The following is a 19,492-nucleotide window of genomic DNA, read 5'->3' on the forward strand; positions in this document are numbered from 1 at the left end:
CGCAGATAACTGGATGACCAGCACAGAAATGGTCGCTTCTGCGAAAATGAATTACGAATGAACAGGGAACAAAGTTCATGAAGGTGGGAATTATCGGACTCGGATTCCGTCTCGGTTATCTGGGCTACGTTTTTCATGAGATCGACAAGGATTTCGAGGTCGTCGGTTACGCCGATCCCGCGCCGGCGGGCCTGCCGGGCCTGCAGGAAAAGGGCATTTCGGCCGGCAAGGCTTACGATAGTCCCGAGGCGCTGATCGCAAACGAAAAATTCGATCTCTTGATGATCGGCTCACCGAACCACATGCATCTGGAGCATATCCGTATCGGGCTTGAGGCCGGCTGCACCATCTTCTCGGAAAAACCCATCGTCGTCAGCATCGAGGAAAGTCTTGAGCTCGCCCGGCTGCTCAACAAGCACGGGCATGAGCGGCTGCTCGTCGGTCTGGTTTTGCGTTATTCCCCGCTCTACCGCGATCTGCGCGCCGCACAGGCGGAAGGCAAGCTGGGCGATGTCGTTTCCATCGAGGCCTCGGAGCATATCCCGCCCTATCACGGCGCATTCTTCATGCGCGACTGGCGGCGTTACAAGAATTATTCCGGCTCCTTCATGCTGGAAAAATGCTGCCACGACCTCGATCTCTATAATGGCGTGGTCGGTGCGCGGCCGCGTTTCGTCTCGAGCTTCGGCGGGCGCAAGAGCTTCACGCCGGCAAACGCGCCGCAGCATGACGGCATCAACGACATGGAGGTGTACCATCGCAAGCCGAGCGGCTGGATGGGTTCCGACAAGGTCTTCGACAGCGACGGCGACATCATCGATTACCAGACGGCGATCGTGGAATATGAGAACGGCGCATCGCTCGCTTTCCATACCAATCTCAACGTTCCCGACGATTTCCGCCGTTTCTGCGTCATCGGCGCCAAGGGCATGGCCGAGGGCGATTTTGTGCGCGGCTTCCTGAACGTGCACAATGCCCGGACAAATGAAAAGACCGTGGCCAAGACCTATTCGGCGGCAACCGCGCTCTCGCAGCATTATGGCGCGGACGAGCAGATGGCCGAGGACGTTATCGCCCATATCGTCAAGGGTGCGGCCCTTCCGGTTTCCGCGCTCGATGCGATCGAGGCCGGTATTCTGGCGCTTGCCATGGATGAAGCGCGCCATGGCCGTAAAGTGATCGATCTCAAGCCGGTGTGGGAGGAATACGATCTGGCGCTGCACGGGCAGCCGAAATCCCCCGCTGTGAAATCGGCTTGAGGGGGGTGGGCAATGGATGCAAAACGTAGTGCAGTCGTCTTCGCCTGGTTTCTTCTTCTGCCGGCGCTTTTATATATCACGCTAATCGTTGCCTACCCGCTCGTGGATACGTTTATCCTGTCGTTCACCGATGCATCGCTTAAAAAAGTGACGAATTGGGTCGGCTTCATCAACTACGAGAAGATTTTCAACGCGACGTTTGCCGATGTCATCACGCGGACCTTTATCTGGACGTTCTTTTCCGTCTCGATAAAGATGATCATCGGCACATTCGGTGCGGTCTTGCTGAATTCGGCCGTGCCCGGCCGGGCGCTGTTCCGTATCCTGACCATGCCGCCATGGATCGTGCCGATGGCTATCGGCATCTTCATGTGGGGCTGGATGTATAACGGCCAGTTCGGCATGATTTCCGGGGTGCTCCAGAACCTCGGCCTGGTGGATGGCCCGGTTGCGTTCCTTGCCTATGGCAACACGGCCTTCTGGGCGACGGTCGTCACCGATGTCTGGATTGGTGTGCCGATGGTGACGCTCTATTTGCTGGCCGCCATCCAGTCCATTCCGCAGGACCTCTACGAGGCGGCGTGGACCGATGGCGCCAGCCGCGCCTACCGCTTTCGCCGTATCACCCTGCCTCTGATGCTGCCCGCCATGATCACCATGTCGGTCCTGTCACTGATTTCGACCTTCAATTCTTTCGATATCATCTGGATTCTTACGCGTGGTGGTCCAAACGGCGAAACCACGACAATGATCATCGATACCTACAAGACGGCGATAGGAGCTTACAAATATGGTGAAGGTGCCGCGCGCGCCGTGCTGATCTGCATCTTCCTGTCGATCTTCACCTTCTTTTATTTCCGCATCACCAGCCGTATCTCGCAGGAGGCCAGCCGATGACCGACAAAAATGCGATGATCAACCGCTACAGGTGGTATGAGGTTGTCGGGATTTATTGCGGCGTCGCCGTGTTCCTAACCTTCGTGCTGGCGCCCTTTGTGGAAGGCTTTCTGGTTTCGCTGAAACCGCTCAGCCTGCTGTTTTCGTCCCCTTATAAGTTTTGGCCCGAGAACGGCTCCTTCGAGGCCTACCGGACGATGTGGGTCAGCGTGCCTGGCTTTGCGCTTTATATTTTCAACTCCTTTTTCATCGCGGGGAGCATTACGCTCATCGTTCTTGCACTCGTGATACCCGCTTCATACGCGTTTGCCCGCTTTAACTTCAAAGGCGCGGGTTTGCTATTGGGAATATTTCTTGCTGTTAAGATGTTCTCGGGAGCCGTGCTGCTTATTCCATTGTTTCGCCTCATGCGATCCATTGGCGTATTGAATACCTATTTCGCGATGATCATTCCCGGAGTCGCTTTTATAATTCCAACTGGCATCCTGCTCCTCGTGACCTATATGCGCCGCATACCCCGAGAGCTGGAGGAGGCGGCTTATGTCGATGGTGCAAGCAGGCTTTACACCCTGCGTCGGGTTGTCCTGCCCATAGCAACGCCCGGCATAGCGGTCGTCGCAATCTCATCGTTTATCGAGGCCTATGCGCAGCAATTCATCTACGCGCTGACGTTCAATTCCAAGACCGAATATATGCCGCTGCCCGTGGGCCTGTTTGCCTATTTCGGCCGGCAAGAAGTCGTCTGGAACGAACTTATGGCAGCGAGCTTCGTCGGTATCGCGCCAGCGATGATCGCGATTTTCCTGATGCAACGATATCTCGTCGGCGGGCTAACCGCAGGCGCGGTGAAATAATCAATAACCGGAACGACCACCAAAACGGGAGACTACCTATGGCACTGAAACATTACGGATTGGCGCTATGCGCTTTCGCATTTGCCGGTTCCACCGCCCTTACGACGGTGACGGCGCATGCCGCCGACAAGGAGATCAGCTGGATCTATTGCGGCGACAAGATGGATCCCATCCATGAAAAATACATCAAGGAATGGGAAGGCAAGAACGCAGGCTTCAAGGTCGTGCCTGAGGTCGTCGGCTGGGAGCAGTGCCAGGACAAGGCTACAACGCTCGCTGCCGCCGGCACCCCGGTCGCCATGGCCTATGTCGGTTCGCGCACGCTGAAGCAGTTCGCGCAGAACGATCTCATCGTTCCGGTGCCGATGACTGAAGACGAAAAGAAGAGCTACTACCCCAACATCGTTGACACCGTGACCTTCGAGGACACGCAGTGGGGCGTGCCGGTCGCCTTCTCGACCAAGGCGCTTTACTGGAACAAGGACCTTTTCAAGCAGGCGGGTCTCGATCCGGAAACGCCGCCGAAGACCTGGGCCGAAGAGATCGCGTTTGCCAAGCAGATCAAGGAAAAGACGGGCATCGCCGGTTACGGCCTGCCGGCCAAGACCTTCGACAATACCATGCACCAGTTCATGCACTGGGTTTACACCAACAACGGCAAGGTGATCGACGGCGACAAGATCACCGTCGACAGCCCGCAGGTTGTTGCAGCGCTGAAGGCCTATAAGGACATCACGCCCTATTCCGTCGAAGGCCCGACGGCCTATGAGCAGAACGAAATCCGCGCCATCTTCCTCGATGGCAAGGTCGGCATGATCCAGGCCGGTTCGGGCGCCGCCACGCGCCTGCAGGAAACCAAAATCAACTGGGGCATCGCCACGCTGCCGCTCGGCCCGGAAGCAAAGGGCCCCGGCACGCTGCTCATCACCGACAGCCTTGCGATCTTCAAGGGAACCGGCGTGGAAGAAAAGGCGACCGAATTCGCCAAATTCATCACCTCCCCCGGCCCGCAGGGCGAATACGAACTGCAGGGCGGCGCGGGCCTCACCCCGCTGCGTCCGTCGCCGAAGGTCGATGAATTCATCGCCAAGGATCCCTTCTGGAAGCCGCTGATCGACGGTATCGCCTATGGTGGTCCCGAGCCGCTCTTCACGGACTACAAGGGCTTCCAGGACACGATGATCGAAATGGTGCAGTCTGTCGTCACTGGCAAGGCAACACCGGAAGATGCCGCGAAGAAAGCGGCTTCGGCTCTCGAGCAGTATAAATAATCTTTCATGAGCACGGATGCGGGCGCTGGCCGTCCGCATCCGGCAAGTTTCGCCGTGGGAATGCCTTGCGTCTTCCGGGATGCTCTTTCCCCCTGTTTTCAACGGTTCCGATTCCGTGTGGCTTTGCCCCTGTTTCGGAACATCTCTGAACGTGGCCAGATGTCGGCCGCTGACGGGAGAGGCAAGTCTTGGGTCAGCTTTATCTCAACAACGTCCGCAAGAACTATGGACATTTCGAAGTCATCAAGGGCGTTCAGCTCGACATCAGGGATGGCGAGTTCGTCGTTTTTGTCGGCCCCTCGGGATGCGGCAAATCCACATTGCTGCGCATGATCGCCGGCCTTGAGGATATTTCCGCTGGCGACGTCGTCATTAACGGCGTGAAGGTCAATGACTTGCCGCCGGTCAAACGCGGCATCGCCATGGTTTTCCAGTCCTATGCGCTCTACCCGCACATGACGGTTTTTGAAAACATCGCTTTTCCGCTGCGCGTCGAGAAGATGGAGGGGGACAAGATCAAGCAGAAGGTCGAGGGCGTCGCCAAGATTCTCCAGCTCGATCAGCGTCTGCAGCAGCGCCCGGGCATGTTGTCCGGCGGTCAGCGCCAGCGCGTGGCGATCGGCCGCGCCATCGTTCGCGAGCCGAAAATATTCCTGTTCGACGAGCCGCTTTCCAACCTCGATGCAGCACTTCGCGCCGATATGCGCATCGAACTCACCAATCTTCACCGGACGCTGAAGGCGACGATGATCTATGTCACCCACGATCAGGTGGAAGCCATGACCATGGCCGACCGTATCGTGGTGTTGAATGCCGGCGAAATCGCCCAGGTCGGTGCGCCGCTCGAGCTTTATCACAAGCCGGCTAACCTCTTCGTGGCAGGTTTCATCGGCAACCCGAAAATGAATTTCCTGAAGGTCACGTGCAAATCCGTCAGCGCCGAGGGTGTGACGGTGGAATATGAGGGCCAGACGATCACCGTGCCGGTGGAGCCCCGCGCCGGTCTTGAAGGCAAGCAGCTGACGCTCGGCATCCGCCCGGAACATACCGGCCTCGAAACGGCCGACCTCAATGTCACGGTCGCGCCCAGCGTGATCGAGCGGCTCGGGGTCAATACCATCGCCTATGGCGTCGCGCCGACGGGTGAGAATTATTGCGCGCTGCTTTCCGGCTCCGCACCTGTGGTCGTGGACGAGCCCATCGTCACCGGTATCAAGGCATCGGATTGCCATCTGTTTGACGAAAGCGGCATTGCGCTCGAGCGGCGCGTCGATCTTTCAGTCCTCAAGCTGATCCAATAAGGCGCAGGAGCCGGGCCATGTTATCTGTTTTTCCATGCCCGGCTGTTCCTGACGCGATCCGTCTCCGGCATTTTTCCACCCCTTCCAGACGAAAAAACAACGCCGGGCTTTCGGCCCGGCGTGCGAAGCTTTTCCAGATGTCCGCTGGATCACGGCATGGGGTTGGGCATGTAGCCGGTGAAACCGCTGATCTTCCAGCGTCCCTGATGCAGCCGGCAATAATAGAGCGTCTGCCATTTCATGACGTCGAAGCTGCCATCGGCCTTGCGAAGCCCACCGTCGAACTTCTTGCGCACCAGCGCGGTCTCACCTTCCACTTCGATTTCTTCCAGCGTGGTGGTCGCAAAGATCGCATCGCGCGGGTTATCTGCGAATTGCTGGGTTTGAAAATCCTGCGCCTGCCGCAGCCACTCGTCGCGATAGGCGCTGAGCGAAGGGAACGACAGGCGCCAATTGTCCGGGTTCGCATCCCGGTTGGCGTTGATGCCGAGAAAGCCGTCCTCGACGAAATCGTCCGCGACCTTCGACCAGTCGGCGGCAAGGAAAGCGTCGATGTCCCGCGTTACCAGCATCTCCCAGATGGAATGGCGGGCGATGTCTGTTTCGGGAAAGGGGTTTTTGAAGGGATCACGCATGGTTTCGGTCCATTATTGAAATTATTTTCAAGATTTGGAGATTTCTCTGGTGTTGATTGTTGGCATATGCTCATCTCTCAATCAACAGAGAAAATAATTTTCAAATCAAAGGTGCGCGCGGTGTCGTCAGCAAGACGAAACATCCTCGATTCATGGATCTATGCGGTTGACGGGCGCGCTTTCTTAGGGTGCATCGGAAACGGGGCCAAGCCTTAAGTTTTGGCGGAACGGAGACCCGGTGAACATGGATATTTTCGCAAAAATACAGGAAGACAGGGGACAATTCTCGCAGTCGGAGCGGCGGATTGCCGATATTCTGGTTTCGGACTTCGAATTCGCCGTCAATGCCTCGATCATCGAGCTGGCGGCCCGCGCCGAAGTGTCGCCGCCGACCGTGACGCGGTTCTGCCGTCGGCTGGGGTGCCAGAGCTTTTCGGATTTCAAGGTCAGCCTCGCCAAGACGGCCTATGTGGGTATTCGATACCTCACCTCCGAACCCTCCAGCACCGGTCCCTCGGATGTGGCGGAAGAGGTGCTCGCCAAGGCACAGGAAGCGCTTTTCCTGTTGCACAGGACGCTCGATCCCGCCCTTGCCGATGAAGCGGCGATCAGGATCGCCAATAGCGGCATGATCTATGCCTTCGGCGCAGGCGGCAATTCCTCGATGATCGCTTCGGAAATCCAGAACCGGCTGTTCCGCCTGGGCCTGCGTGTTTCGACCAGTGCCGATCACAGCATGCAGCTGATGATGACGGCTGCGGCGCGCAAGGAAGATGTCATCATCGGTTCGTCCTTTTCCGGCCGCAACATGGAACTGGTGAAATGTTTCAGGCTGGCGCGGGAAATGGGGGTCACCACCATTGCGCTCACCCAGAGCGACACGCCTGTTGCCGCGGCCGCCGACATGGTGGTGGCGGTCAATGTGCCCGAGGGAAACAATATCTTCCGCCCCACCTCATCGCGCTACGCCTATCTGGCCGCCGTCGATGTTCTGGCGACGCTTGCTGCCTATCATCAACGGCAACGATCGATGGTGACGTTGCGTCATATCAAGCAGCAGCTCGTGGAACATCGTGACCCGGATGATAAGCAATTGCTCGGTGACTGAGGCGGGCTGACGAAAAACACAGGCTGCGTTGCCTGAGACCCGCTTTGTGGCGGGTCGGAAAGCTTCAAGGGAGTTGTAGGAGATGAAGGACAGGAAAGACCAGCTCGCCGTCGTTACCGGCGCGGCAGGTGATATTGGCCGGGCAATTGCCACGGCGCTCGCTGAAAGCCATGCAAAGGTCGTGTTGGTCGATATCGATCCCGACGCCCTTTCGAGCGCGCTATCCCTGCTTTCCAGTCCCCGCTTCGTTGCGAAAACCTGCGATGTCACCGATCCGCAGGACCTTGCGAGGCTGGCCGCCGAGGTCGCGGAGCTGGGCGATGTTGTTACCCTCGTCAACAATGCGGGCGCGGCAAGAGCGGTCAGCCTGCACGACACGACCGCCGATATATGGCGCAGGGACAATGCCCTCAATCTGGAAGCGCCGTTTCTCTGCTTCAGGGCTTTCGAAGAGGCGTTGAAGCGGACCCAGGGGTCGGTGGTCAATATCACGTCCGTCAACGGCATGGCGGTGTTCGGCCATCCGGCCTATAGCGCCGCAAAGGCCGGGCTGATCCATCTGACCAAGCTGATCGCCGTGGAATATGGCAAATTCGGCATCCGTTCCAATGCCGTTGCGCCGGGCACCGTGCGCACCCAGGCGTGGGAGGCGCGGGCCGCCGCCAATCCTCAGGTCTTCGAAGAGGCGAAGCACTGGTATCCGCTGCAACGCATCGTGAGGCCCGACGATGTGGCCAATGCCGTTGCCTTTCTGGCCGGCCCACAGGCGGAGGCGATCAGCGGCGTGTGCCTGCCGGTCGATTGCGGACTGACGGCGGGGCAGGCGCCGCTGGCCCGGACCTTCTCGCAATCCGAACATTACTGACCGAAGCCCTCCTGAGGGCTCAATGCGCAATAAAGGGGAGCATCATGGCGCTCGCACATTATCGTCTCGAAAATTCCTGGCATCCGCTCAAAGATTCCGCCTCCGGCGGTTTTACCTTTACCCTGGTCAATCTTTCCCGCGAGCCGCTGAAGGATTTTCGCATCGTCTACACGTCGTTGACGCGGACGGTAGACAAGCCCGCTTGCGACAATGCCGTTTACCTGCGCCGCAACGCCAATTTCCATGAGTTTGCACCGCCGCCGGGCTTCGTGCTCGAGCCGGGGAAATCCTGGCGCTTCACCGTCGATGGCCTGCTGCGGCCGGCCCGGCATCGCACGGATGGCGCGAAATCCGCCTATGTCAGCCTTGCCGATGGAACGCATCGCGCCGTCGATGTCGGTGACCTGATGCTGGATGGGCGTCATAGCGAGCCGGCGCCGGTGCTGCTTCCGGAAGGCAAGCTCGATCTGCCCTTTTCCATCCAGCCCTGGCCCGCTGAAATCGACGCCGAACCGGGCGACGGTTTTCCCGTCGCGCTCTTCCCGGCGGAAGATGCGGGTGCAGAAGAAGTGCTTGCGGTGGAAACCGTGCTTTCGCTGTTCCGCCGGCTCTTTGCCGTCGGGCACGTGCCCTTTAGCCTTGCGCCGGTTCATGAGGGAAAACCGCTTCGCTTCAAGCGGCACAGCGGGCTGGAAGCGGAAGGTTATCGCCTCACTTTTTCAAAAGAAGCGGTGGTCGTGGAATATTCGGCCGCTGCCGGTCTGCAATATGGCCTGACGGTTCTGGCGCAGCTGCTGCATGGCGCGCGCATCGATCCTCAATTCCGCTTCCCGGCCTCCGGCGCCATCAGCGATGCACCCCGTTATAGCTGGCGCGGCTGCCATCTCGATGTCTCCCGGCAATTCTATCCGACAGGCGATGTCCTGCGGCTTATCGATATTCTCGCATGGCTGCGCATGAACCGCTTCCATTGGCACCTGACGGATGACGAGGCATGGCGGCTCGAAATCAAGGCCTATCCGCTGCTGACCACCGTTGGCGCAACGCGCGGCCCGGATGCGCCGCTTCTGCCGCAGCTCGGTAACGGGGCTGAGCCGGTGTCGGGCTATTACACACAGGATGAGGTGCGCATGGTCGTTGCGCATGCGGCGGCATTGAACGTCGAAATCGTGCCGGAAGTCGATATTCCCGGCCACAGCACGGCGGCTCTCGTGGCCTATCCGGAGCTGACGGACGGGCAGGAAGCGCCGGACAGCTACCGCTCTGTGCAGGGATACCCGAACAATGCGCTTAACCCGGCCATCGAACCGACCTATGAATTCCTCGGCAAGATATTCGACGAGATGGTGGAGCTGTTCCCGTCGCGGCTGATCCATATTGGCGGCGATGAGGTTGCGGATGGGTCGTGGCTGGCCTCGCCGCTTGCCAAGGCGCTGATGGAAAAGGAAGGGCTCGACGGCACCTTCGGTATCCAGTCCTATTTCATGAAGCGCATTCAGGGGATGCTGCATGAGCGCGGTCGCCAGCTTGCGGGCTGGGATGAGGTTTCCCACGGTGGTGGCGTCGATCCTGCCGGAACGTTGCTGATGGCATGGCAGAAGCCGGAAGTCGGGCTTGAGCTTGCACGCCAAGGCTATGACGTGGTGATGACGCCGGGTCAGGCCTATTATCTCGACATGGTGCAGGATGAAGCATGGCAGGAGCCGGGCGCAAGCTGGGCCGGCACCGTTCCGCCTTCGCATACTTATGCCTATGAGGCTGTCGGCGAATTTCCCGAGGAGTTGAAGGAGCGGATGAAGGGCGTTCAGGCCTGCATCTGGTCCGAACATTTCCTCAATCGCGCCTATTTCAACCATCTGGTTTTCCCCCGTCTGCCGGCGATTGCCGAGGCGGCGTGGACGCCAAAGGCGCAAAAGGACTGGCTGCGTTTTGCGGCCATCGTCCCCTTGAGCCCGATCTATTGAGGGGGAAACCGACATGCGTATTGCCGTGGGTGGAATTCATACCGAATGCAGCACCTATTCCCCGGTGCTGATGGGCGAGCAGGATTTTCGCGTCTTTCGCGGCGCGGAACTGCTGGAGGCCGAGTATTTCAATTTCCTCGGTGAAGGCGGGGTGGACGTGTTGCCGCTTCTGCATGCGCGGGCGGTACCGGGCGGCCCGGTGTCGCGCGTGGCCTATGAGGCGTTCAAGGCGGAGTTTCTCGAACGCCTTAAGGCCTGCCCGCCGCTGGACGGGCTTTATCTCGCCATGCATGGCGCGATGAATGTCGAAGGCATGGACGATGCGGAAGGTGACTGGATTTCCAGCGCCCGCGCCGTCGTCGGGCCGGATGTCGTGGTCTCTGCGAGCTATGACTTGCATGGCAATGTCAGCCAGACGATCATCGATCAGCTCGACATATTTGCCGGCTACCGAACTGCGCCGCATATCGATGTGCGCGAGACGATGGTGCGGGCGTGGACAATGCTGCTGAAGGCCCTGAAGACGGGCGAAAAGCCCGGCGTCGCCTGGGCGAAAATTCCGGTTCTACTGCCGGGGGAGAAGACCTCCACGGAAGACGAACCCACTAAAAGCCTTTATGCGGTTTTGCCGGATCACGATGCGCGGCCCGGCATTTGGGATGCGAATTTCATGATCGGCTACGTCTGGGCGGACGAACCCCGGGCGACGGCCTGCGCCGTGGTGACGGGAACGGACAAAGCGGCCGCACAGGCGGTCGCGACCGAGATCGCGCAATCCTACTGGAATGCCCGGCAGGATTTTCGTTTCGGCCCCGTGACCGAGCCGCTCGAGGCCATTCTGGATATCGCCGAAAAAACGGCAACGCTGCCAATCATCTTGGCCGACTCCGGCGATAACCCGACCGGCGGTGGGGTTGGCGATCGCGCCGATGTTCTGGCTGCGCTGATTGCGCGCAACTGGCAGGGCGCGTTGCTGGGCGGCATCACCGACAGGCCGGCGGTCGAAGCCTGTTTTGCGGCCGGCGAAGGTGCTGCGCTTTCCCTGAAGATCGGCGGCAGTCTCGATCCGCAGAGCCCGTCCGTGACCGTCGAGGCCCGTCTTGTGAAACTGGACGATCCAGGTGCTGCTGACCAGCGGCAGGCAGTAGTCGCCATCGGCGGCATCACGGTCATTCTGGCGGCGCGGCGCAGGCCCTATCACATGATTTCCGATTTCACCCGTCTCGGCTTTAATCCAAAGGAGGTGCGGCTGCTGGTCGTCAAGTCCGGTTATCTTTCACCGGAGCTTGCGCCTATCGCCAATCCCAACCTCATGGCGCTGACGGAAGGGGTCATCAATCAGGATATCGAAAACCTTCCCAATCGCCGCCGGGACGGCGATTTTTACCCATGGAAGCCGCATTTCGATTATACCCCTCAGCCCATCCTTTCGGCCCGCTGGCGATGACAGCGGTCCGGTAGCTTTTACCCAGCGATCCGGCGGTGCCGGATCATCTCAGGCGAATATCCATGCCGTCGGCTCTTTCCATCGTCATCAACAATCCGTCGATCCGCATCGGGGCGCTCGCCATCCTGTTCTTCGGGTTCTCGAATGCGGCGACCGCCCCCTATCAGGCGGTCATCGGCATTCGCGAAATAGGACTGAGCAACAGCGTCTATTCGCTGTTGATGCTGTTTGCTGCCGTCATCAATGTCAGCGCCAGCGTTTTGATGGGCATTGTCGCAGACAGGCTGGGTGAATATCGCAAGCCAATGCTCTATATCGCGCTCTTTGGCGTCAGCGGTTATCTGCTGGTCTATCTGGCCGGCAACGCCACCGCCTTCGTCGCTGCAAAGCTGGTGCTTCTGCCGATTTTCGGAGCGATGAATTCGTTGATCTTCGCCCATGTGCGCGCCGATGCGCGCAACCTTTCGACGGGTGAGATGATCGCGGTGAATTCGATCATGCGGGCAACCATCTCGCTTTCCTGGGTGCTGGTGCCGGGCATTGTCGGTGTTTTTCTGGTGAATTCCGGCAATATGCTGATGGCGTTCCTGTTTTCGGGCATCTGCGCGCTTGTCTGCTTTCTACTCGTCGCCTTCTGCCTGCCGCGGGCCGCCACGCCGGCATCGGCAAATACTGAAGCGCGGTTTGGCCTGCGCGCCTCGCTTGCGGAAATCGGATCACGGCGGGTGCTGCTCCGGATCATCGCCATTGCGCTCATCTGCTCGATGCTGCATCTCAACGATTCCGTGCGCTCGCTCATCATAACCGGACAGGCCAGGGGCACGGTGGCGGATATCGGCATTGTTGCGGGTATCGTCGCTGCGCTGGAAATCGTCTTCATTCTCCTGTGGGGCTGGATCGAGAAGAAGGTTCCACAGACACTGACACTTGCGGCGGGAGCGGGGCTTTACGCCATCTATCTCATTTTGCAGGGGCTTGCTTCAGCGCCGTGGCATATCTACGCCCAGACGGTCATCAGTGCGCTGGGCGCCGCCGCGATCATCAGCATTCCAATTACCTATCTGCAGGAACTGATCGCAGACCGGCCGGGACTCGGAAGCTCGCTGATCGCCGTCAACATCTTCCTCGGCGCTGGTCTCGGTGCGCTGATTTTTGCCGTTGGTACCCTGGTCTCCGGCTATTCGGGAACTTCCATATTGGGGGCGATCGTGGGGCTCGGCGGCGTTTATATGCTTTACGCGCTTGATGGAAAGGGCCGCCGCAGGTAACGGCCACTCAAATGAAAGAGGTTACGATGATTCTCGAAATTTGCGTGGACGATGTCGCCGGTCTGGAAGCGGCGGTCAGCGGCGGGGCTGATCGGATCGAGCTCTGTGCGGCGCTTTCGGGCGGCGGTGTGACGCCATCGGCGGGTTTCATGCAGCGCGCGGCGGCGTGCGGGTTGCCGGTGAGCGTCATGATCAGGCCGCGCGCCGGTGATTTCGTGTTCACGCGCGACGAAGCGGATGTGATGAAACGCGATATCGACACGGCACGTGCCGCCGGTCTTTCCGGCGTGGTGCTCGGCGCATCGCGTGGCGATGGTTCACTAGATATTGGCTTGCTTGAAGAACTGCGCAGTCATGCCGACGGGCTGGATGTGACGCTGCACCGGGCCTTTGATGTCGTGCCTGATATGGACGAGGCCCTGGAAGCTGCCATCGCATTGGGGTTCCCAAGAATTCTCACCTCAGGCGGCGCGCGTTCGGCGATTGAAGGGATCGAGGCTTTGGCCCACCTGTCCGAGATGGCGGCAGGCCGGATCGTCATCATGCCCGGTGCCGGTGTGCGTCCGCAGAGCGTTCAGACCTTGCTGGATCGCTTTCCGATCACGGAAATCCACGCATCCTGTTCCGCCGTTCCATCCTATGATCCGGAAAGCAGGGTGGCGAAGCTCGGTTTCACCGGCGCAGGGCGCAAGGTTACCGATGAGGCGGCGGTTCGCGAGTTGAAGACGATCCTCACCGCTCATCGTAAAGATGGCGCAGCGCTCTAGCCGTTCCGGCCGCGCCATCGAGATCGAGCGTGATCGTGCCGGGCGCCGGCAGGGACAATGCGGCCTTGATGGCATCGGCCATCGCTTGCGCCGAAATATCCTTCTCCTCCAGCACATGCGCCAGCCCCAGCCGCGCCAGCCGTTCGGCGCGGGCGCTCTGTTCGGTTTCGCCCCCGGCTGCGAAGGGGATCAGAAGCGAGCGGCATTTTGCCTGAAGAATATCGCAGACGGTGTTGTAACCGGCCTGTGAAATCGAAAGCCGCGCGCCGGCGAGCAAACTTGCGAAATCCTTGCGGAAACGGAAGACGGACACATTGCCCGCCGCCCGCGCCGAGATCGCATCGAAATCCGCCTGCGGCATGTTTGGACCGGTCACGAGGCACCAGCTCTTGATGCCATCCAGTAGGGGGGCAGCCTCGAGAGCAGCCCGTATGAGTGCGGCCCCAACGGCGCCACCGCCTGCGGAAACCACGATATCAAATTTTTCCGCTGGTTCCGCCGGCGGAAGAGGGGCGACGAGGCCGGTATAGACGATGCGCTGGCTGATTTCGCCTGCGAGGGGAAACGTGTCTTCGAGCCGGGCGAAATCCGGATCGCCATGGACGAGCACCGCATCGAAATGTTTCTTCACCAGTGAAACGGTCTCTTCGTCCCGGCCCGGTTTGGTCTTTTCCTGCAAGATGTCGCGCAGCGACGCCATGACGAGCGGGCGCGGTTCGCTGTCTTCTATCTCATCGAGAAGCGGCAACAATTCGAAACGCACCTGCCTGCGGCCGAAGGGGAAGGCCTCGATGATAACGATATCGGGTTTGGCGCCGTGATAGGCCCCGATCAGCATGTCGGTTCTCAGCCTCTTGAAGTCGTCATCCACCGGTTTGCCGGAACTGTCGACCAAGCCGGCAAAACTGCCGTCGCTGACGGCGATGGGCGGCAATTCGACATGGCGGATGCCCTCGCCCGGAAAGCCCGGAACCGGCGTGCCGCCCGTGACCAGCACGACATCGAAACCGTTCGCCTGAAGGGCGTTGGCAATGCGGCTGGCGCGGGCGATATGGCCGATGCCGAGAAGGTGCTGGACGTAGAAGAAGACGCAGGGGCGTTTTTCCGTATCGGTCATGGCGTTTTTTCCCACTCGGTCTCGAACAGGGCCTTCAGCTCGACAATGCTGGTGCGATGGTCGAAGGCGGTGCGCACACGGTTTTCGGCGGCACTGCCAAGACGCTGGCGCAATTGCGGATCGGTGATGGCCGTGCGCAGGGCCTCTGCGAAGGCGGCCGGATTTTCCGGTTCCGTCAGCAAGCCGTTCTCGCCACTGACGAAGAACTCCGGAATGCCGGAAATATTGGTGGAGATGCAGGTCAGCGCCTGGCTCGCGGCCTCGACCAGCACATTTGGCAGGCCGTCGCGGTCGCCATCGCTGGTGATGCGGCAGGCAAGGGCGAAGAGGTCCGCTTCCCGGTAGTTCTCCAGCACCTGCTTCTGGTCCATGGCGCCGGTCCAGACGATCCTGTCGGCAACGCCGAGTTCGTCTGCAAGTTTCTTCAGGGAGGTCAGTTCATCGCCGCCGCCTATATGGGTGAAGCGCCAATGGATATCCTGCGACAGCGAGGCGAGCGCGCGCAGGAGAATATCGATGCCCTTTTTCTTGACCGCCCGGCCGACGCTCAAAATCCTCACCGGATCATCGGCATCTGAACCGTCTCTTGCCGGTCGTGGCGTTTCGAAATGCGGGAAACGGGTGAGATCGAGGCCGTGATAGCTCAGATGCACATTCTGCCTTGACCCGGAAAGGGTCTGCAGATGCTGGAAGCCGCCGGCAGTGCAGGTCACGGCCCACCGGGCGCTTTGCAGCTTGGCGGCAAGGTCGCGGTCGCTGGAGGTCCAGATGTCCTTGGCGTGGGCCGAAATCGTCCAGGGCGTGCCGGTAATGAGGTGGGTATAGGCGGCGACCGAGGCGGGTGTGTGGATGAAATGGACATGCAGCCATTCGGCATCCGCCGGCCATTCATGCGCGAGCACCGCAGCCTGCCCGAAACGGCGGAAGCGATTGCGGCTGAGATCATGCGGCAGGTCGGTGAAAAACCGGCGAAGCGCCTTGGTGAAGCCCGGCTTCCTGCGGCAGGCCCAAAGCGCCTTCAAAACCCGCAGCGGCTCCTCGTGCAGATATTCCGGAAGATATGTGACGGGTGCGCGAATTTCATCGTGAACGGGGTGGCGCTTCTTGTCCGTGGGCCGGCGCATCGACATGAGTTCGAGTTTCAGCCCTGCCTTTTCCAGCCCCAGAAGTTCCTGGGCGATGAAAGTCTCGGACAGGCGCGGATAGCCCTTGAGGAGCACCACGATTTTTTTTGTATCGGTCACGTTGCGCGTGTCTCTTTTGAAGCGGTGTTTGTCGGGGAATCGGTCACGCAGTCAGCGTGATCGGCGCCTTGTCGCCCTCGGACGGCAGCCATTCGGCTATCCGGCGCGATATGTTTTCCAGACCGTCCAGCTTCAGCCCGCGCGCATTGACGGAGGGCGGTGCGCGGTTCGGCAGCGCTTTCAGAGCAGCCGCCATTTTTGCCGGGTTCTCGGCATCTTCCGGCAGAAGCATGTCGAAAAGGCCAAGCTCCGAGGCACGGCTGGCGCGGATAAGCTGCTCTTCGCGCGGCACCGTACGCGGCACGACGAGGGCGGGTTTGTCGAAGGACAATATCTCGCAGACGGTGTTGTAACCGCCCATGGAGACGACGGCCTGCGCGCCAGCGACGAGGTCTTCCATGCGGTTGTCGAATTCGATGATTTCGATATGCGGAATATCGGCAACACTGCTCGTGAAGCGCTGGCGTTGATCCGCCGGCATATAGGGGCCGAGCACCACCAGCGCCTTGTGCGTCAGTTCGCTGTCATGGCGATAGGCGTTGATGACGTCGTCGATCAATTCGCTGCCATCGCCGCCGCCGCCGGTGGTGACGAGAAGGTAATCGCCTTCCGGCCGATGCGCTACGGTTTCGGCCTGCGTCTTCGATCTTTGCAGGAAACCGACGAAATCCATCTTGTCGCGAACGGTGTGCGGAACGTCGAGCCCCGTCAGCGGATCGTGGAAATCGGGTGGGCCATAAATCCAGACGTGGTCATAGAACTGGCCGATCTTGGTCATGACATTGTTGCGCTTCCACTCCGCTTCGAGCAGCTGCGGTGCATCCATGACATCGCGCAGGCCGATGACGAGCTTGGTGCCCTGTCCCTTGAGATAGGCGAGCGTTTCCTCCACCTCGCCGCGCAGGCCCATGGGCTCCTTGTCGACGATGAAGATATCCGGCTGGAAGCTTTCGGCGGTGTGGTAGATGATGGAGCGGCGCATCTTCAGCGTTTCCTGAAGATCGATATGCCTGTCCATGGACGTATATTCGCCGTTGCGCAGCTTGATGACGCTCGGGATTTTCACGAAATCGACGCGGGCGCGATAATCGAAAGCGCCGGCAATCGTCGCGCCTGAAATGATGAGGACGTTGAGGCCGCGATAATCCTCCACCAGAGCATGCGCGATGGTGCGACACCGCCGCAGATGCCCGAGCCCAAAGGAATCGTGGCTGTACATGAGGATACGCGCGTCGTTCAAACGGGAGGTCATGGGCCACACCTCTTTTTGCCTTTCACAAAAAAGGCGATGGCGAAAGGGCAGTTTATCAAAGGGTGTTCCATTTTATCTGAAGGGATCCGCAGCATCACGTAGTCCGTCGCCGAAGAAATTAAAGGCCAGAATGACGAGAACGACAGGGATCGTCGGGATGAGAAGCCATGGATATAGCGCAATGACGCTGACGCTGCGCGCCTCCGTGAGCAGAATTCCCCAACTTGTGATCGGTGGTCTGAGACCGAGGCCGAGGAAGCTCAGCGCGGTTTCGCCGAGAATCATGCCCGGTATCGTCAGGGTGGCGGATGCGATCAAGTGTGACATGAAGCCGGGAATAAGGTGTCTGCCGATGATGCGCGGCGTTCCGGCACCCATTAATTGTGCAGACAAAACATAGTCTTCTTCACGAAGCGCCAGAAGTTTTGAGCGCACGGCGCGCGCAAGGCCCGTCCAGTCCAGCATGCCGAGAATGATGGTGATGCCGAGATAGACGAGGATGGGGCTCCAGGTCACCGGCATGATCGCCGCAAGCGCCAGCCAGAGCGGAATGCTCGGGATGGATTGCAGCACCTCGATGATGCGCTGGACAATCAGATCGAAGGTGCCGCCGCGATAACCCGCCAGACCGCCGATCACAATGCCGAGAACGAAGCTCATGGCGACGCCGAGAAGGCCGATGGTCAGCGAAATGCGCGCGCCATAGATGATGCGGGACAGCACGTCACGGCCGAGACGATCCGTGCCGAGCAGGAACAATTCACCGCCCTCCGCCGGGCAGACGAGATGGGTTCTGCCCTCGAACATGCCCCAGAAGCGATAGGTATCGCCCTTGCAGAAGAAACGCAGCGGCTGGATATCCGTCGGCACATCCCGGTAGACCCGTCTCAGATTGTCCATATCGAGCGTCATCTCCCGGCCATAAACGAAGGGGCCAACAAATTTTCCGTCGTTGAACAGGTGAATGGCCTGCGGCGGGGCGTAGATATGTTCGATATTGCGGGTGTGGAGATTATAGGGTGCGAGGAATTCGCTGATCAGGATCGAAAGATAAAGCACCACCAGAAAGGCGCCGGACCACACCGCGATCTTGTGCTGACGGAACTGCCACCACATGAGACGCAGCTGTGAGGCCTTGCTGAAGGCCGCCATTCCTGACGTGTTGGGTTCGATCAGCGACGGGTCGAAGGGCGCGGTCGAGACGTAATGGGGCAGCGCTTCGCCGGGTTTCGGAATGGATGAAGTCATTTGACGTTACCACCTCCGAAGCGGATTCGCGGGTCGAGTATGGCAAGGGCGATATCCGACACCAGAACGCCGATCACCGTCAGGAATGCGAGGAACATCAGGAATGAGCCGGCGAGATACATGTCCTGGCTCTGCAACGCCCTGATGAGCATGGGACCGGTGGTTTCGAGCGACAGCACGACGGCGGTGATTTCCGCGCCTGAGATGATGGCGGGCAGGATCGAGCCGATGTCCGAGATGAAGAAATTCAGCGCCATGCGCAGCGGATATTTGGTGAGCACCTTGAAGGGGTGCAGCCCCTTGGCGCGGGCGGTCACCACATATTGTTTCTGCAATTCATCGAGCAGATTGGCGCGCAGACGACGGATCATGCCGGCCGTGCCCGCCGTTCCGATGATGAGGACGGGAATCCAGATATGTTCGAGGATCGACTTGAACTTCGCCCAGCTCATCGCCTGGTTCAGATATTCCCGGTCCATCAGGTGGCCGATGGAGATGCCGAACCAGATATTGGCGAAATACATCAGGATCAGCGCCAGCATGAAGTTGGGAATGGCGATGCCGAGCAGGCCGAGGAAGGTGAGCCCGTAATCGCCCCAGCTGTATTTATGCGTGGCGGAGTAGATGCCGATCGGGAAGGCGATAAGCCAGGTGACGATGATGGTGACGAAGGAGACCAGAACTGTCAGCCACAGGCGGTCTCCCACCACATCGCTGACCGGCAGCTGATATTCGAAAGAATAACCGAAATCGCCGACCAGCATCCCTGTCGCCCAGCGGAAATAGCGGATCGGGGCCGGCTGGTCGAAACCGTAGCGGACACGCAGCTCCTCGATTTCGGCAAGGTTTGCCGTCTCGCCCATGGCGCGCAGCTCGGCGACATAGCTTTCGAAATAATCGCCCGGCGGCAGCTCGATGATGGTGAAGACCAGCATCGAGATCAGGATCAGCGTGGGGATCATGACGAGGATGCGCTTGATTATATACCGCAGCAT

17 protein-coding genes are annotated in these 19,492 nt (G+C 59.6%); 11 read left to right on the forward strand and 6 right to left on the reverse strand.

The annotated features are described in order from the left end of the window. Nucleotides 1-77 precede the first annotated feature (77 nt). The 5 genes from BTE54_RS10635 to ugpC all read left to right on the forward strand — a co-directional run bounded on the left by BTE54_RS10635 (nucleotide 78) and on the right by ugpC (nucleotide 5,582). A complete protein-coding gene (locus tag BTE54_RS10635) occupies nucleotides 78-1,259 on the forward strand; it encodes a Gfo/Idh/MocA family oxidoreductase (RefSeq protein WP_078052397.1) in 1,182 nt (393 codons plus the stop codon). 12 nt (nucleotides 1,260-1,271) lie between these two features. Further along, complete coding sequence (locus BTE54_RS10640; RefSeq protein WP_078052398.1) at nucleotides 1,272-2,156, forward strand: sugar ABC transporter permease; 885 nt, start codon at nucleotides 1,272-1,274, stop codon at nucleotides 2,154-2,156. After that, nucleotides 2,153-3,010 (forward strand): carbohydrate ABC transporter permease, encoded by an 858-nt coding sequence (locus BTE54_RS10645; protein ID WP_078052399.1) that lies wholly within the window; start codon nucleotides 2,153-2,155, stop codon nucleotides 3,008-3,010. The genes BTE54_RS10640 and BTE54_RS10645 overlap by 4 nt, the downstream gene beginning before the upstream one ends. A gap of 38 nt (nucleotides 3,011-3,048) precedes the next feature. After that, nucleotides 3,049-4,281 (forward strand): ABC transporter substrate-binding protein, encoded by a 1,233-nt coding sequence (locus BTE54_RS10650; RefSeq protein ID WP_078052400.1) that lies wholly within the window; start codon nucleotides 3,049-3,051, stop codon nucleotides 4,279-4,281. A 188-nt stretch (nucleotides 4,282-4,469) separates the two neighbouring features. Then, nucleotides 4,470-5,582 (forward strand): sn-glycerol-3-phosphate ABC transporter ATP-binding protein UgpC, encoded by a 1,113-nt coding sequence (gene ugpC, locus BTE54_RS10655; RefSeq protein ID WP_078052401.1) that lies wholly within the window; start codon nucleotides 4,470-4,472, stop codon nucleotides 5,580-5,582. Nucleotides 5,583-5,731: 149 nt separating this feature from the next. On the opposite strand, the gene BTE54_RS10660 is transcribed toward ugpC, so the two are convergent. Then, nucleotides 5,732-6,217: a hypothetical protein gene (locus tag BTE54_RS10660; protein WP_003521277.1), complete on the reverse strand. Its 486-nt coding sequence runs from the start codon at nucleotides 6,215-6,217 to the stop codon at nucleotides 5,732-5,734. A gap of 244 nt (nucleotides 6,218-6,461) precedes the next feature. On the opposite strand from BTE54_RS10660, the gene BTE54_RS10665 reads away from it, so the two are divergent. From BTE54_RS10665 to BTE54_RS10690, 6 genes are all read left to right on the forward strand, one after another. Then, nucleotides 6,462-7,325 carry a MurR/RpiR family transcriptional regulator gene (locus BTE54_RS10665; RefSeq protein ID WP_065656977.1) on the forward strand — a complete coding sequence of 288 codons (864 nt, stop codon included), beginning with the start codon at nucleotides 6,462-6,464 and terminating at the stop codon, nucleotides 7,323-7,325. 82 nt (nucleotides 7,326-7,407) lie between these two features. Continuing rightward, on the forward strand, nucleotides 7,408-8,190 hold the full coding sequence (locus BTE54_RS10670; RefSeq protein ID WP_078052402.1) for an SDR family oxidoreductase: 783 nt from the start codon (nucleotides 7,408-7,410) through the stop codon (nucleotides 8,188-8,190). 44 nt (nucleotides 8,191-8,234) lie between these two features. Further along, nucleotides 8,235-10,154, forward strand: a complete 1,920-nt coding sequence (locus BTE54_RS10675) for a beta-N-acetylhexosaminidase (RefSeq protein ID WP_078052403.1) — start codon at nucleotides 8,235-8,237, stop codon at nucleotides 10,152-10,154. 13 nt (nucleotides 10,155-10,167) lie between these two features. Then, nucleotides 10,168-11,601, forward strand: a complete 1,434-nt coding sequence (locus tag BTE54_RS10680; protein ID WP_078052404.1) for a M81 family metallopeptidase — start codon at nucleotides 10,168-10,170, stop codon at nucleotides 11,599-11,601. Nucleotides 11,602-11,663: 62 nt separating this feature from the next. Continuing rightward, nucleotides 11,664-12,869, forward strand: a complete 1,206-nt coding sequence (locus tag BTE54_RS10685; protein ID WP_078052405.1) for an MFS transporter — start codon at nucleotides 11,664-11,666, stop codon at nucleotides 12,867-12,869. A gap of 26 nt (nucleotides 12,870-12,895) precedes the next feature. After that, nucleotides 12,896-13,636, forward strand: a complete 741-nt coding sequence (locus BTE54_RS10690) for a copper homeostasis protein CutC (RefSeq protein WP_078052463.1) — start codon at nucleotides 12,896-12,898, stop codon at nucleotides 13,634-13,636. On the opposite strand, the gene BTE54_RS10695 is transcribed toward BTE54_RS10690, so the two are convergent. From BTE54_RS10695 to BTE54_RS10715, 5 genes are all read right to left on the reverse strand, one after another. Then, nucleotides 13,602-14,753, reverse strand: a complete 1,152-nt coding sequence (locus BTE54_RS10695) for a glycosyltransferase family protein (protein WP_078052406.1) — start codon at nucleotides 14,751-14,753, stop codon at nucleotides 13,602-13,604. The two genes, BTE54_RS10690 and BTE54_RS10695, sit on opposite strands and share 35 nt — an antisense overlap. After that, complete coding sequence (locus BTE54_RS10700; protein WP_198939120.1) at nucleotides 14,750-15,997, reverse strand: glycosyltransferase; 1,248 nt, start codon at nucleotides 15,995-15,997, stop codon at nucleotides 14,750-14,752. Before BTE54_RS10700 ends, BTE54_RS10695 begins: the two co-directional genes overlap by 4 nt. Before the next feature lie 43 nt (nucleotides 15,998-16,040). Further along, nucleotides 16,041-17,249, reverse strand: a complete 1,209-nt coding sequence (locus BTE54_RS10705; RefSeq protein ID WP_078052407.1) for a glycosyltransferase family protein — start codon at nucleotides 17,247-17,249, stop codon at nucleotides 16,041-16,043. A 72-nt stretch (nucleotides 17,250-17,321) separates the two neighbouring features. After that, nucleotides 17,322-18,497: an ABC transporter permease gene (locus BTE54_RS10710; RefSeq protein ID WP_065656984.1), complete on the reverse strand. Its 1,176-nt coding sequence runs from the start codon at nucleotides 18,495-18,497 to the stop codon at nucleotides 17,322-17,324. Then, complete coding sequence (locus BTE54_RS10715) at nucleotides 18,494-19,492, reverse strand: ABC transporter permease (protein WP_065656985.1); 999 nt, start codon at nucleotides 19,490-19,492, stop codon at nucleotides 18,494-18,496. The genes BTE54_RS10710 and BTE54_RS10715 overlap by 4 nt, the downstream gene beginning before the upstream one ends.

Source organism: Agrobacterium sp. YIC 4121 (assembly GCF_002008205.1).
Lineage (GTDB): Bacteria > Pseudomonadota > Alphaproteobacteria > Rhizobiales > Rhizobiaceae > Agrobacterium > Agrobacterium leguminum.

Excerpts from the sequence above, each read along its gene's own strand:
- BTE54_RS10635 (WP_078052397.1), top strand. The coding sequence starts at position 78 with ATGAAGGTGGGAATTATCGGACTCGGATTCCGTCTCGGTTATCTGGGC.
- BTE54_RS10640 (WP_078052398.1), top strand. The coding sequence starts at position 1,272 with ATGGATGCAAAACGTAGTGCAGTCGTCTTCGCCTGGTTTCTTCTTCTG.
- BTE54_RS10645 (WP_078052399.1), top strand. The coding sequence starts at position 2,153 with ATGACCGACAAAAATGCGATGATCAACCGCTACAGGTGGTATGAGGTT.
- BTE54_RS10650 (WP_078052400.1), top strand. The coding sequence starts at position 3,049 with ATGGCACTGAAACATTACGGATTGGCGCTATGCGCTTTCGCATTTGCC.
- BTE54_RS10660 (WP_003521277.1), bottom strand. The coding sequence starts at position 6,217 with ATGCGTGATCCCTTCAAAAACCCCTTTCCCGAAACAGACATCGCCCGC.
- BTE54_RS10665 (WP_065656977.1), top strand. The coding sequence starts at position 6,462 with ATGGATATTTTCGCAAAAATACAGGAAGACAGGGGACAATTCTCGCAG.
- BTE54_RS10670 (WP_078052402.1), top strand. The coding sequence starts at position 7,408 with ATGAAGGACAGGAAAGACCAGCTCGCCGTCGTTACCGGCGCGGCAGGT.
- BTE54_RS10675 (WP_078052403.1), top strand. The coding sequence starts at position 8,235 with ATGGCGCTCGCACATTATCGTCTCGAAAATTCCTGGCATCCGCTCAAA.
- BTE54_RS10680 (WP_078052404.1), top strand. The coding sequence starts at position 10,168 with ATGCGTATTGCCGTGGGTGGAATTCATACCGAATGCAGCACCTATTCC.
- BTE54_RS10685 (WP_078052405.1), top strand. The coding sequence starts at position 11,664 with ATGCCGTCGGCTCTTTCCATCGTCATCAACAATCCGTCGATCCGCATC.
- BTE54_RS10690 (WP_078052463.1), top strand. The coding sequence starts at position 12,896 with ATGATTCTCGAAATTTGCGTGGACGATGTCGCCGGTCTGGAAGCGGCG.
- BTE54_RS10695 (WP_078052406.1), bottom strand. The coding sequence starts at position 14,753 with ATGACCGATACGGAAAAACGCCCCTGCGTCTTCTTCTACGTCCAGCAC.
- BTE54_RS10705 (WP_078052407.1), bottom strand. The coding sequence starts at position 17,249 with ATGACCTCCCGTTTGAACGACGCGCGTATCCTCATGTACAGCCACGAT.
- BTE54_RS10710 (WP_065656984.1), bottom strand. The coding sequence starts at position 18,497 with ATGACTTCATCCATTCCGAAACCCGGCGAAGCGCTGCCCCATTACGTC.
- BTE54_RS10715 (WP_065656985.1), bottom strand. The coding sequence starts at position 19,492 with ATGCTGCGGTATATAATCAAGCGCATCCTCGTCATGATCCCCACGCTG.